11 protein-coding genes are annotated in these 12958 nt (G+C 61.3%); 4 read left to right on the top strand and 7 right to left on the bottom strand.

Features of this window, described 5'->3' with window-relative positions; translation table 11 throughout:
• Nucleotides 1-12: 12 nt before the first annotated feature.
• The 5 genes from AC6I7Z_RS00660 to mntP all read right to left on the bottom strand — a co-directional run bounded on the left by AC6I7Z_RS00660 (nt 13) and on the right by mntP (nt 4890).
• Complete coding sequence (locus AC6I7Z_RS00660; RefSeq protein WP_497812800.1) at nt 13-1875, bottom strand: ABC transporter ATP-binding protein; 1863 nt, start codon at nt 1873-1875, stop codon at nt 13-15.
• Nucleotides 1876-1891: 16 nt separating this feature from the next.
• On the bottom strand, nt 1892-2857 hold the full coding sequence (dgcA, locus tag AC6I7Z_RS00655; RefSeq protein ID WP_497812799.1) for an N-acetyl-D-Glu racemase DgcA: 966 nt from the start codon (nt 2855-2857) through the stop codon (nt 1892-1894).
• 1 nt (nt 2858) lies between these two features.
• Entirely contained in the window at nt 2859-3866 is a 1008-nt protein-coding gene (gene dgcN / locus AC6I7Z_RS00650) for an N-acetyltransferase DgcN (protein ID WP_033753466.1), read from the bottom strand.
• A gap of 251 nt (nt 3867-4117) precedes the next feature.
• Nucleotides 4118-4195, bottom strand: a complete 78-nt coding sequence (gene azuC / locus AC6I7Z_RS00645; protein WP_120457375.1) for a stress response protein AzuC — start codon at nt 4193-4195, stop codon at nt 4118-4120.
• Nucleotides 4196-4314: 119 nt separating this feature from the next.
• A complete protein-coding gene (gene mntP, locus AC6I7Z_RS00640) occupies nt 4315-4890 on the bottom strand; it encodes a manganese efflux pump MntP (RefSeq protein WP_497812798.1) in 576 nt (191 codons plus the stop codon).
• 303 nt (nt 4891-5193) lie between these two features.
• On the opposite strand from mntP, the gene AC6I7Z_RS00635 reads away from it, so the two are divergent.
• The 3 genes from AC6I7Z_RS00635 (at nt 5194) to AC6I7Z_RS00625 (ending at nt 10152) form a co-directional block, all read left to right on the top strand.
• On the top strand, nt 5194-5436 hold the full coding sequence (locus AC6I7Z_RS00635; RefSeq protein ID WP_497812797.1) for a DUF1158 domain-containing protein: 243 nt from the start codon (nt 5194-5196) through the stop codon (nt 5434-5436).
• Nucleotides 5437-5949: 513 nt separating this feature from the next.
• Nucleotides 5950-7566 (top strand): malate dehydrogenase (quinone), encoded by a 1617-nt coding sequence (mqo, locus tag AC6I7Z_RS00630; protein ID WP_497812796.1) that lies wholly within the window; start codon nt 5950-5952, stop codon nt 7564-7566.
• Nucleotides 7567-7767: 201 nt separating this feature from the next.
• On the top strand, nt 7768-10152 hold the full coding sequence (locus tag AC6I7Z_RS00625) for a phosphoketolase family protein (protein ID WP_497812795.1): 2385 nt from the start codon (nt 7768-7770) through the stop codon (nt 10150-10152).
• Here AC6I7Z_RS00625 and AC6I7Z_RS00620 read toward each other — a convergent pair.
• A complete protein-coding gene (locus AC6I7Z_RS00620) occupies nt 10149-10730 on the bottom strand; it encodes a LysE family translocator (RefSeq protein ID WP_497812794.1) in 582 nt (193 codons plus the stop codon). The genes AC6I7Z_RS00625 and AC6I7Z_RS00620 overlap by 4 nt on opposite strands.
• Nucleotides 10731-10865: 135 nt before the next feature.
• Here AC6I7Z_RS00620 and AC6I7Z_RS00615 point away from each other — a divergent pair, with 135 nt between their 5' ends.
• On the top strand, nt 10866-12353 hold the full coding sequence (locus AC6I7Z_RS00615) for an aminotransferase-like domain-containing protein (protein WP_497812793.1): 1488 nt from the start codon (nt 10866-10868) through the stop codon (nt 12351-12353).
• Here the strand turns inward: AC6I7Z_RS00615 and AC6I7Z_RS00610 are convergent.
• On the bottom strand, nt 12320-12943 hold the full coding sequence (locus AC6I7Z_RS00610; protein ID WP_033753474.1) for a glutathione S-transferase family protein: 624 nt from the start codon (nt 12941-12943) through the stop codon (nt 12320-12322). The two genes, AC6I7Z_RS00615 and AC6I7Z_RS00610, sit on opposite strands and share 34 nt — an antisense overlap.
• Between the last annotated feature and the right edge of the window lie 15 nt (nt 12944-12958).

The following is a 12958-nucleotide window of genomic DNA, read 5'->3' as shown; positions in this document are numbered from 1 at the left end:
AGACAGGCACAATCAACGGTCGTCGGCCACCCAGTGATCGGGCGCGACCTGGCGATAACGATGTTTACTCACCGTCTCTTTTACGCTGCGCAAAGGCGACGGGATCTCCCCGTCGTCGAAACAGCGTGTCGGGCGGTTGCGCGGATCGACTACCGGCACCGAGGCCAGCAGACGCTGCGTGTAGGGGTGCTGCGGCTGATTGAACAGCGACTGCCGCGGGCCGATTTCGACAATCTGGCCGAGATACATCACCGCCACGCGGTTGGCGATGCGTTCGACTACCGCCATGTCATGGGAGATAAAAATCCAGGCGACGCCGGTCTGCCGCTGCAAATCCATCATCAGGTTGATGACCTGCGCCTGAACCGACACGTCGAGCGCGGAGACCGCTTCGTCGGCAATAATGATTTTGGGTTTCAGCGCCATGGCGCGGGCAATGGCGATACGCTGCCGCTGGCCGCCGGAGAACTCATGAGGATAGCGGCGCGCGTGTTCCGGCAGCAGGCCGACGCTCTTTAACAGCGCTTCAACCTGCGGCGTCGCTTCGTCGAGCGAGCGCACCAGGCCGTGCAGCAGCAGCGGCTCCGCAATGGTAAAGCCCACCGTCAGGCGAGGATTGAGCGAGGCGTAGGGATCCTGAAACACCATCTGGATTTCACGCCGCAGCGGCTGAAACTGCGCTTCTTTCAGGCTGGCGATTTCGCGGCCGGCAAACAGAATGCTGTCGGCGTCGCCGTCAACCAGCCGCATCAGGGCGCGGCCGGTGGTCGATTTACCGCAGCCGCTTTCACCGACGATCGCCAGGGTTTCTCCCGGCCAGAGGGCGAAGTCGATCTGCTCGACCGCATGCACGCGGTGCGTCAGCGCGGAGAAAATGCCGCTGCGCACGGGAAAGCGCACGGTCAGCCCGCGCACGTCGAGCAGCGGTTTCTCTTCATAACGCGCGGTGATGTGCGCCTCCTCGGCTGGCGTGCTGGCGTGCAGCAGCGGAAAACGCTGCGGCCAGCGCTGGTCGCGCATCTCCCCGGGTTTCGGCACCGCCGCCAGCAGCGCGCGGGTGTAGTCATGCCGCGGCGCGGCGAAAATCGCCTCTACCGGCCCCTGCTCGACGACGTTGCCGCGATACATCACCACCACCCGATCCGCCACTTCGGCGACGACGCCCATGTCATGCGTGATAAACAGCACCGCCATCCCTTTTTCTCGCTGCAGCTCGCGCAATATATGCAGAATGCGCGCCTGCACCGTGACGTCGAGCGCGGTGGTCGGTTCGTCCGCAATCAGTAACTGCGGGTCGCACGCCAGCGCCTGCGCAATCATCACGCGCTGGCGCATGCCGCCGGAGAGCGCGTGCGGAAAGTTTTTCATCACCCGATCGACGTCGGCGATGCGCACCTGACGCAGCAGCGACCGCGCGCGCGCCTGCGCGTCGGCGCCGGAGCAGAGCTGATGGTCGCGCAGCGCTTCAGTAAGCTGGTCGCCCACGCGCAGCACCGGGTTGAGCGAGGTCATCGGCTCCTGAAAAATCATCGCCATCTCGCGTCCGCGCAGCCTGCGCCGCTGCTCAGCGCTAAGCTGGCTGAGATCGCGCGTTTCGCCCGTGCGGTCGCGAAAGCGGATCGCGCCGCCGTCGATGCGCGCCGAGGCGGACAGCAGCCCCATGACCGCCAGCGAGGTCACCGATTTGCCCGAACCGCTCTCGCCGACCACCGCGACGATTTCGCCCGGCTGGATGGCGAAAGAGACGTCGTGCAGCGCCTGATGCGCGCCGCTGCGTCCGCGAAAGCTGACGCTGAGATGCTCTATCGCCAGCACCGGCGCGCTGTCTGACCCGGCAACGCTGGCGGCGTCAGGCAGGCGAGAAGTATCCGTCATCGTTGCTCCATATGCGTTACAGCCAGATGCGGCCTTGTGAATAGGAAAGGAAAGGCGAACTGTCCGCCGCCAGCCAGATGGGGCCGTCCAGATCGACATGCTCCGCCTGCGGCGTGACCAGCAGCGCCGCTTCCATCGCCAGCGAGGAGCCGAGCATGCAGCCGACCATCAGCCGCATGCCCTGCTTTTTCGCCTCGTCGACCATCGCCAGCGCTTCCGTCAGGCCGCCGCACTTGTCGAGCTTGATGTTGATCATCTCGTAGCGATCGCGCAGCGCGACGATATCGCTGCGCGTGTGGCAGCTTTCGTCGGCGCAGAGCGGGATGGGATGGTCGATATGCTGTAAGACGGCATCTGCGCCCGCCGGCAACGGCTGTTCGATCATCGCGATGCGATAAGGCCGCAGCGCGGCAAACAGCGGCGGCAGATCCAGCCCGCTCCAGGCTTCGTTGGCGTCGACGATCAAGGTTGCGTCAGGCGCGGCGGCGCGGATAGCGGCGACTTTTTCCACAATCGCTTCACGGTCGAGCTTGATCTTGAGGAGCAGCGCGCCGCGTGATACCGCGTCCGCCGCCGCATCCGCCATCTTCTCTACGCTGTCGAGGCTCAGGGTTTCAGCGGTGACGACTGAGGGCGGCGCGCTCAGCGCGGCCTGCTGCCACAGCGTCTTTTTCGCCCGCGCGGCGTCCAGCCGCCACAGGGCGCAGTCGAGCGCGTTACGCGCCGCCCCTGCGTTGAGTTCCGTTTGCAGCGCCTGGCGGCTGAGGCCCGCCTCGATCGCCTCTTTCATGGCGTTAAGCTGGGCGTGGACGCTCTCGACGGACTCGTTGTAGCGCGGCGTCGGCGTGCATTCGCCGTGGCCGATAAAACCGTCCTGCTCCAGAGTGACGCGGATCACCGCCACGGCGGTGCGGGTGCCGCGCGCGATGGCGAAAGGGCGCGCCAGCGGCAGCGTGAGGAGTTCAGTCAGCATGCGGCGCATTTCAGCCTCGCTCTTTCAGCAGCGTAGCGATCGCATCAATGCCGAAACGCACCGGATCCGTCGCCGGTACGCCGAAGGTTTCGCTGAGCTGCGTGCAATAGTCGCGCGCTTCTTCTTCGCTGAAGTTGGAGGTATTTATCGCGAAACCGGCCAGCTGGGGGTTGTCGCTGGTGACCTGCGCCGCGCGCAGATTGGCTTCCACGCAGTCCGCCAGTCCCACCATCGGCTGATGGGGCAAATGACGCATATGAGGACGCCCCATCTCATGGCACATCACCAGCCAGTGCGGCTGCGCGCCGTGGATTAACCCCATGCTGACGCCTGCGTAGGAGGGATGAAACAGCGAGCCTTGTCCTTCGACGATATCCCAGTGATCGTCGTCGTTGGCGGGCGATAACGCCTCCGCAGCGCCGGCGATAAAATCGGCGATGACGGCGTCAATAGCGATACCTTCGCCAGCCACCAGAATGCCGGTCTGGCCGGTGGCGCGAAAGTCCGCCTTCATGCCCTGCGCGCGCATCGCGGCTTCCAGCGCCAGCGAGGTGTACATTTTGCCGACCGAGCAGTCGGTTCCGACGGTCAACACCCGTTTTCCGCTGCGCTTTTTGCCGCTGCCGACATTGAGTTTCGGCCGCATATGACGGATATCGAACAGCTCGACGCCGTGCGTCTCCGCCAGCGCCACCAGCTCCGGCTCGTCTGCCAGACGATGATGCAGGCCGCTCGCCACGTTCATGCCTGCTTTGATGGCGGCGATGACGCTTTCCAGCCAGTGCTGCGGCAGATAGCCGCCCGCGTTGGCGGTGCCGAGCACCAGCGTTTTCGCGCCGCGCGCCCTGGCCGTAGCGATGTCCAGCTCTTCAAGGCCCAGGGAAACGGTACAGCCCGGCAAACGAATTTCGCCAACGCACTGTTCGGGCCGCCATACCTGAATGCCGCGCGCGGTTTTAGCAGCCAGCGGATCGGTGACGTCGCCGAGAAATAGCAGATAGGGTTGCGGGATAAGCATGATGCGTTCTCTTTCAGACAGGGTTGAGGGTCTGAAACGCACTATTTCACGCCAGGGAAAGCGGGACGAATGCTTGTTTAGCTGCTGGCTATAACCTGCGGCTATAGCTAAAAGCTGAGCTTATGACAGCGACCGAATCGACGCTTTGCAGAGGAAAAGAGGCAGAGAGGGAGAAAGAAAAAGCTATGGCGCGAGGGCATCACGGCACGCTGGCTGCCGTGATTGCCTGAGACGGTATAAAGCGTAAACGATCAGTACATCGCGCCTGGCGGGACATATTTGAAGGTTTCGACGTAAGCGCGGAAAACATATTTCACTAAGCGTTTCATAGATTACCTGATTCAAAATTTGTTGAAGAAATGCAGCGAAAGTATAGCTTCCGTGCATTTTTCAGGCAATAAATTTTGAACCAGATCACAAAAACAGCATTAATTCGCCGGTAGCGGCCTCAGGAGAAGAGGTTGAGATGCTGGATGAGAATGGTGCAGCCAATCGAAATCAGCACTACGCCGCCAAGCACTTCTGCCCATTTGCCCAGCACCGGCCCGACTAAACGCCCCACCAGCACGCCGGTCGTCGCCATGATGGTGGTCGCCATGCCGATGGTCAGCGCGGTGGCGATAATATTAACCTGCAGGAAGGCCAGGCCCACGCCGACGGCCAGCGCATCAAGGCTGGTGGCGACCGCCGTGGTCGCCAGCACCATAAAGCCGTGACGCTGCGGCGCTTCACACGGCTCTGCCGTTGCCGTCTGGCGAAAACCTTCCATCATCATGCGCCCGCCGAGAAACGACAGCAGGAAGAAGGCGACCCAGTGATCCCAGGCCATGACATAGCGGCTGGCGGCGAGACCGGCAGCCCAGCCGATCAGCGGCGTCAGGGCTTCAATCGCGCCAAAAATCAGGCCGGTGCGCAGCGCCTCTTTGAATCCGGGACGATGCAGGGCCGCGCCTTTGCTCAGCGCAGCGGCAAAGGCGTCCATCGACATGCCGAAGGCAAGGATCAGAGTTGCGATAAAAGTCATAATGGCTAGTGTCAGGGTAAAAAGCGTTCAGACGCCCGCTTTTTACCGCAATAAAGGTTCAGTCTGGTAAAAGTGCGCGCAGTCTACCACGCATCATGCCTGATAAAAAGACAAGAAAATCATGGGTTTAAGTATAGCAAAGGCTATAACTTTTATCGTTCGCTATGTTTTGCCGCTAAGTTAATGGTACTTAAGCCTTTTCTCAAGGCTTAGCGCGCCGTTCAGGCGCGCCGCCGCCGCGGGGATTGAACACTGGCGGAGATTGCCGGAAAATGGCGGCGCTGATTAATGCGGAACCTGCTGATGAAAAACCCTTTTGAATCCCTGATTATCCCCGGCGGCATCTTGCTGCTTGGCTTTCTCTCTGCGCTGCTGCTGCCGGCGCCCAATTTTGGTCTGACGATGGCCAGAAGCCTGACCCAGCGACTGCACCTGCAGGATATCAACCAGCTTTACACTCTGATCTTCTGCGTCTGGTTCCTACTGCTGGGCGCGGTGGAGTTCTATGCGATCCGTTTTATCTATCGCCGCTGGTTTCGCTCGTGAGCCTGTGCCCGCCGCTGCGGCTATCGCCCCAGCGCGGGCCGACAGGAATCACAAAAATGTAACATTACTTTTACAGAATCGGCTGGAAAGCCCTGCGTCGTGAAAAATTCTTTATCGACCTGTTTTTGAATAATTCTTTAAAATCATACTCTTATAAAATAAGGCGATTTCTGCCCCTCTCCATGCCATGCACTGCTTTTGTGCATTTACGCAACATCATATTCGGTTAACCCGCTGAGTTTTCGGTAAAAAATCCCTTATGCCCGCCAGCCTGAGATGATTAATTCTTATGCTGAATCATTTCTGCATTTAAAAAATAAACAAATGTTTAATTCAGAGGCGAGAATGTTATATTCAACAGACAAAGCATAACGTGCAGTTAACCTGCATCCCGCTTAAACGAACCTGTGTCTTAACCTTTGAGAAATAGCGCAACGCGCTCCCAAGAAGCGCGGCTATTTCGCCTGCGAACCTGTTGAGCATCAGGTCAACAGAGAGAGGAGATGTCGCCTCATGAGCAAAACAGCTGTAAACCTTACGCTCGCAACGAGCGCCGTTGGCATGGAAAAACCGCAAATGTCCGAGCGTAAAGATGTTGATGTGCTGCTGATCGGCGCAGGCGTCATGAGCGCGACGCTGGGCGCCTGGCTACAGGATCTGGAGCCGGACTGGACCATTGAAATGGTCGAGCGTCTTGAGAGCGTGGCGGAAGAGTCCTCTAACGGCTGGAATAACGCCGGGACCGGCCATGCCGCGCTGGCGGAGCTGAACTATACGCCGCAAAAAGCGGATGGCAGCATCGACATCAGCAAGGCGCTGGCAATCAACGAATCCTTCCAGATTTCGCGTCAGTTCATGGCCTGGCAGGTTCAGAAGGGACGTCTGCACTCGCCTGAACGCTTTATCAACAGCACGCCGCACATGAGTTTTGTCTGGGGCGAAGAGAATGTGGCTTTCCTGCGCAAGCGCTATCAGGCGCTGCAGAAAAGCACGCTGTTCCGCGGCATGGCCTACTCCGAAGATCCGCAGCAGATTGCCGAGTGGATCCCGCTGGTGATGAAAGGACGCGATCGCCGTCAGAAAGTCGCGGCGACCTGGACGGAGATGGGCACTGACGTCAATTTCGGCGAAGTGACGCGTCAGCTGATCGCCTCGCTGGAGAAGCATCCCGGTTTCCGCCTGCGTCTGCGCCAGGAAGTGCGCGATCTGAAGCGCCTGAGCGACGGGCGCTGGCAGGTGACGCTGCATTCGCTGGCCACGGGCGAGAGCCGCATGTTAACGGCGAAAAACGTCTTTATCGGCGCGGGCGGCGCAGCGCTGCCTCTGCTGCAGAAGAGCGGCATTCCAGAAGTGAGCGGCTACGCCGGTTTCCCGGTGGGCGGCTCTTTCCTGGTGACCGAGAACCCGGACGTGGTGCGCCAGCATATGGCGAAGGTCTACGGCAAAGCCTCCGTCGGCGCGCCGCCGATGTCGGTGCCGCACGTCGACACCCGCGTGCTGGACGGCAAAAGAGTGCTGCTGTTTGGCCCGTTCGCCACCTTCTCGACCAAGTTTCTTAAGCAGGGTTCGCTGCTCGATATGTTCGGTTCGATGAACAGCGGCAACCTGCTGCCGATGATGAATGTCGGGCTGAAAAATTTCGATCTGGTGAAATATCTGGTTGATCAGGTGCTGCAGAGCGACGCCGATCGCATGGAAGCGCTGCGCACCTATGTGCCGGAGGCGCATCCCGACGACTGGCGTCTGGTGACCGCCGGCCAGCGCGTGCAGATCATCAAGAAGGATGCCAAAGAGGGCGGCGTGCTGCGGCTCGGCACCGAAGTGGTCACTTCGGAAGATGGCTCGATTTCCGCCCTGCTCGGCGCCTCGCCCGGCGCATCGACCGCCGCGCCAATTATGCTGGAGCTGATGGCGAAAGCCTGGCCGGAGCAGATGGCGTCGACCGAATGGCAGAACCGCATTCGCGCCGTGGTGCCCTCCTGGGGCCGCAAGCTTAACGGCGACGTAACGCTGACGGAAAAAGTGCTGGCGGATACCAGCCGCGTGCTAAAACTCGCCTACGCGCCGCCGGTGACGCCGAACGCCGCGAACGACGAAGCGCGCGAAACGGCGCACGTTGTCGGCAAGTAATCCGGTTTTGCTGATAAAAGCCCCGCTTATGCGGGGCTTTTTTGTTTTTAGCCGCGATACCTGAGCGTGGGTGTAAACCGCGCGCAAAAAGGCGAACAGGGTATTCCTGCCAGCCTGTCGCCTGGTCGAGTCGCGCATTCTCTATTAGGGTTAATGAAACGCTTTTTTCCCGTCACCTTTCGCTAACCAGGAGAATGCCCGATGTCACAATCGACCGCTGCCAGTGAGTTACGCCTGCTGGATCGCTACTGGCGCGCCGCCAACTACCTTTCCGTCGGGCAGATTTACCTGATGGCGAACCCGCTGCTGCGCGAGCCGCTTCAGCCGGAACATATCAAGCCGCGCCTGCTGGGACACTGGGGCACCACGCCCGGCCTCAACTTTATCTACGCGCATCTCAACCGCATTATCCGCCAGCGCGACCTGAATATGATCTATATCTGCGGCCCCGGCCACGGCGGGCCCGGCATGGTGGCCAATACCTGGCTGGAGGGAAGCTACAGCGAAATTTACCCGCACGTCAGCCAGGACGCCGAAGGCATGCAGCGCCTGTTCAAACAGTTTTCGTTTCCTGGCGGTATTCCAAGCCATGCCGCGCCGGAAACGCCGGGATCGATTAACGAAGGCGGCGAACTCGGCTATTCGCTGTCGCACGCCTTTGGCGCCGCCTTCGATAATCCGGATCTCATCGTGCCCTGCGTCATCGGCGACGGCGAGGCGGAAACCGGCCCGCTGGCGTCAAGCTGGCACGGCATCAAGTTTCTCAATCCCCAGCGCGACGGCGCCGTGTTGCCGATTCTGCATCTCAACGGCTACAAGATCGCTAACCCTACGATCCTGGGGCGCGCCAGCGACGACGACCTGCAGCAGCTGTTCCGCGGCTACGGCTATGAGCCGCTGTTCGTCAGCGGGCACGAGCCGGAGAAGATGCATCAGCAGATGGCGGACACGCTGGAGCACGCCTTTGATCAAATCGCCGCTTACCAGCAGGCGGCGCGCGCAGGCGGTGAACAGGAAGGCGTTCCGCGCTGGCCGATGATTATTATGCGCAGCCCCAAAGGCTGGACTGGCCCGCAGGAGGTCGACGGCAAAAAGGTAGAGGATTTCTGGCGCGCCCATCAGGTGCCGGTAGCCGCCTGCCGCGAAGATGCGGGACATCGCCAGATTCTGGAGCAGTGGCTGCGCAGCTATCAGCCAGAGGAGCTGTTCGACGAACAGGGTCGACTGAAGCCGGAGCTGCGCGCGCTGGCGCCGCAGGGCGATAAACGCATGGGCGCGTCGCCCTACGCCAACGGCGGTCTGCTGCGCCGCGAGCTAAATACTCCTGATATCCGCGAATTCGCCTTTGACGTCAAAGAACCCGGCTCGCAGCTGGCGCAGGCCACCGAACAGTTCGGCCGCTATCTGGCGGAGATCTTCGCGCGCAACCAGCACAACTTCCGCCTGTTCGGCCCTGATGAGACCGCCTCGAACCGCCTGACGCCGGTATTCGACGTCACCAGCCGCACCTGGCTGGAGCCGGTGAAGCCCTACGACGAACAGCTGGCGCGCGACGGCCGCGTGATGAAGATCCTCAGCGAGCATCAGTGCCAGGGCTGGCTCGAAGGTTATCTGCTGACCGGCCGTCACGGTCTGTTCAACTGCTACGAAGCCTTTATCCATATTGTCGATTCGATGTTCAACCAGCACGCCAAGTGGCTGAAGGTGACGCGCAAGCTCGGCTGGCGCAAGCCGGTCTCTTCGCTGAACTATCTGCTCTCTTCACACGTCTGGCGTCAGGATCACAACGGCTACAGCCATCAGGACCCCGGCTTTATGGATCACGTCGCCAATAAAAAAGCGGATATCGTGCGCATCTATCTGCCGCCGGACGCCAATACGCTGCTGTGGGTCGGCGATCACTGCCTGCGCACCTGGGACCGCATCAACGTCATTGTGGCGGGCAAGCAGCCTTCAGCGCAGTGGCTGGATATGGAGAGCGCCATCGCGCACTGCGAGGCGGGCATGGGCGAATGGCGCTGGGCGGGTACCACGCCGCAGGGCGAAGAGCCGGACGTGGTGATGGCGTGCGCCGGCGACGTGCCGACGCTGGAGACGCTGGCGGCGGTGGATCTGCTGCGCGGCTATCTGCCCGACCTGCGGATCCGCGTGGTAAACGTGGTCGACCTGATGGCGTTGCAAACGCAGGAGCAACATCCGCACGGCAAAAGCGAGGAGGAGTTTGACGCGCTGTTCACGCTCGACAAGCCGGTGATCTTCGCCTTCCACGGCTATCCGGCGCTGGTGCATCGTCTCGCCTATCAGCGCAACAACCATCGTAATTTCCACGTTCGCGGCTTTAACGAAGAGGGCACCACCACCACGCCGTTCGATATGACGGTGCTGAACGAGCTGGACCGCTATCATCTGGCGCAGGAGGCGATCCTGCGCGTGCCAGGGCTGGCGGATCGCCATCCGGAACTGCTGGACGATTTGCAGGAGCGCATCGCCGAGCACCATCGCTACGTGCGTGAATATGGCGAGGACGTGCCGGAAGTGCGCGGCTGGAAATGGCCGTCGGAAACCGGCGCCGGCGCGCCCGATTAGCGCAGGGCGTCCGCCAGCATCCATAACGTCGTGGCGACCAGCGACAGCGCCATAACGCCGTTGAAGAGACGACGCTTCCACGGCGTTTGCAGATGCAGGCCCAGCCGATCGCCCAGCGCCGCCCAGATTAAAATGCAGGGCAGGTTAACCAGCGCAAAGCCGAGCATCACCGGCAGCAGCCCGCTCTGCGCGCTCCACAGCAGCGCCACGTTGGTCGCCATCAGCCAGGCTTTGGGATTGACCGCCTGAAAACCGACGGCGCCGACGACGCTCATCGGCTGCGCCTTTTCCCGCTGGGTCGGCGCGCCTGCCCGCCACAGCTTCCACGACAGCCAGAGCAGATAGGCGCAGCCCGCCAGCGTCAGCGGCAGCCGGACGGCGCTCATCCAGCTCAGCAGCCACTCCAGCGCCAGCACCGCCAGCGCGTTTTGCAGCAGACAACCCAGCAGTATGCCGGAGATCATCGGCAGCGTGCGCCGCAGGCCGAAATTGACGCCGGAGGTCGCCAGCAGCAGGTTATTGGGGCCGGGAGTAATAGACATCACGGTGACATAGCTGAAGAAAGAGGGATCGAGCATGGCGGCGTTCTCGTTAAATAAACATAACGCTATGCTAAGACGCGAAAAGAATTGGTAACAGAGACACAAAATCACTATTGTCATGGTTACAGTTTGCAATTTTAACTTTTGTACCCATGACTCGCGGAGGCTTTTGTGTCCCTTTCTCCTTCAGCCGATCAGCCGCTCTATTACCAGCTTGCAGAGAGCTTTGCCGAGGCGATTCATCAGGGCACGCTGAAGCCCGGCAAGCGCCTGCCTGCTATTCGCCGCGTGGCGCAGACCCATCAGGTCAGCATCAATACCGTGCTGAACGCCTGGCAGCTGCTGGAGGATCGCGGCCTTATCGAGGCGCGTCCGCAGTCAGGCTACTATGTGCGCAGCATGCTGCCCGCCCTGACGCAGCCTGTTCCGCATCGCGCCCGCATCAAAGACCCGAGCAGCGAAAAGCTCGATCTCATCGATCAGGTGTTCGCGGCGCAGAACCATCCCGATTACGTCAATATTTCGCTGGCCTGCCCGCAGGACGGCGAGCTTTATCCGTCGGCGCGCCTGGCGCGCATTACCGCCTCGCTACTGCGACGCAATCCCGATTTAATTGGCCGCTATGCGCTTCCGCCTGGTAGTGAGCGCTTACGGGAGGAGATTGCGCGCCGCGCGCTGCATGCGGGCATGTCGCTGACCAGCGACGCGATCACCCTGACCCACGGCTGTATGGAGGCGCTGCAGCTGGCGCTGCGCGCGGTGACGCAGCCAGGAGACTGCGTCGGGCTGGAGTCGCCGACCTACTTTTTTCTCTTTCCGCTGCTGGCGTCGCTGGGGCTGAAGGCGCTGGAGATCCCGACCGACCCGCAGCAGGGCCTTTCGCTCGACGCGCTGGAGATGCTGCTGCAGGAGAAGCGCATTCAGGCGCTGATCGCCATGCCGAGCGCGCAGAATCCGCTGGGCTGCTGCATGTCGCGCCAGAACAAGCAGCGCCTGGCAAAGTTGGTGAACACTTACAACGTTCCGCTGCTGGAAGACGGTCTCTATGACGAGCTGCAGTTCGACTGGCCGCTCTCGCCCACCGTTAAGTCGTTTGATTCAGAAGGCTGGGTGATTTACTGCACCAGCTTTACCAAGACGGTAGCGCCGGACTTTCGCATCGGCTGGATCGCCGCCGGTCGCTTCCATGAGACGATTGCGCGCCTGAAGGCGGTCTCCTCTATGACGGAATCCCGGCTGCTGTCGGAGACGCTGGCGGAATTCCTCGCCAACGGCGGCTACGATCACCACCTGCGCACGCTGCGCCGCCGCTACGCCGCCAATATGGATGAGGCGCGCGGCCTGATCGCCCGCTATTTTCCGCAGGGGACGCGCGCCACGCTGCCGCGCGGCGGGTTTGTTTTTTGGGTCGAACTGCCGGAACAGGTGGATACGGTGGCGATGTTCCATCGGCTGCTGCAAGAGCAGATCTGCGTGACGCCGGGCGCGCTCTATTCGCTGAGCGAACGCTACAATCACGCGCTGCGTCTCTCCTGCTGCTACCCCTTCGACGAGCGCTACAGCTGGGCGCTGAAGCGCACCGGCGCCATCGCCTGCGAGCTGGCGGGCCTGACGCCCGGGCTCGATCAGGGTTTGCCGTTGCGGCCCCAGACCGTGTAGGGATGACGCTCGGTCAGGCGTTCGTAGTAGTTACGCACCGCAGGCAGGCTGGGATGATCCAGCGGGGTTTCATACCAGCGGTTAACCGCCAGCCCGACGCCGATGTCCGCCAGGGTGAAGTTGCGGCCCGCGACATAGCGTCCGGTTTTTTCCAGCTGCTGGTTGAGGATGCCCATGGTGTGCGCCCAGCCTTTGCAGGCCGCCGCCAGCAGACGCGGATCCTGATGCGCCGGCGAGTTGCGCACCAGCGACATAAAAGCGTAGCGCCAGGAGGTGTTGAGTTCGGTGGACTGCCAGTCCATCCACTGATCGACCGGCGCGCGGGCGCGCGGGTTTTGCGGATAGAGCCAGTCGCCTTCGTAGGCGTTGGCCAGATAGCGCAGGATGGCGTTCGACTCCCACAGCACGAAGTCGTCGTCGATTAATACCGGAATTAAGGCGTTAGGGTTAAGGGCGAGAAATTCCGGCTTGCGCAGCGAGTCTGGCTCGGCGCCCCACTCTTCGCGTTCGAAGTCGAGATCCAGTTCGTCGCAGAGCCAGAGCACTTTACGCACGTTGATTGACGAGTCGCGCCCAAGAATTTTCAGCATAACGATCTCCTGCAG

It is taken from the genome of Pantoea sp. X-Soil-MYKO-1289 (genome assembly GCF_059730625.1).
Note: the sequence above shows the minus strand (reverse complement) of the source record. Positions and strands in the feature narration are given on the sequence as shown.

Coding starts and splice junctions, on each gene's coding strand:
- AC6I7Z_RS00610 (WP_033753474.1), bottom strand. CDS start 12,943: ATGCTGAAAATTCTTGGGCGCGACTCGTCAATCAACGTGCGTAAAGTG.
- dgcA (WP_497812799.1), bottom strand. CDS start 2,857: ATGCGCCGCATGCTGACTGAACTCCTCACGCTGCCGCTGGCGCGCCCT.
- AC6I7Z_RS00660 (WP_497812800.1), bottom strand. CDS start 1,875: ATGACGGATACTTCTCGCCTGCCTGACGCCGCCAGCGTTGCCGGGTCA.
- azuC (WP_120457375.1), bottom strand. CDS start 4,195: ATGAAACGCTTAGTGAAATATGTTTTCCGCGCTTACGTCGAAACCTTC.
- AC6I7Z_RS00620 (WP_497812794.1), bottom strand. CDS start 10,730: ATGCTCGATCCCTCTTTCTTCAGCTATGTCACCGTGATGTCTATTACT.
- AC6I7Z_RS00635 (WP_497812797.1), top strand. CDS start 5,194: ATGAAAAACCCTTTTGAATCCCTGATTATCCCCGGCGGCATCTTGCTG.
- AC6I7Z_RS00625 (WP_497812795.1), top strand. CDS start 7,768: ATGTCACAATCGACCGCTGCCAGTGAGTTACGCCTGCTGGATCGCTAC.
- dgcN (WP_033753466.1), bottom strand. CDS start 3,866: ATGCTTATCCCGCAACCCTATCTGCTATTTCTCGGCGACGTCACCGAT.
- mntP (WP_497812798.1), bottom strand. CDS start 4,890: ATGACTTTTATCGCAACTCTGATCCTTGCCTTCGGCATGTCGATGGAC.
- mqo (WP_497812796.1), top strand. CDS start 5,950: ATGAGCAAAACAGCTGTAAACCTTACGCTCGCAACGAGCGCCGTTGGC.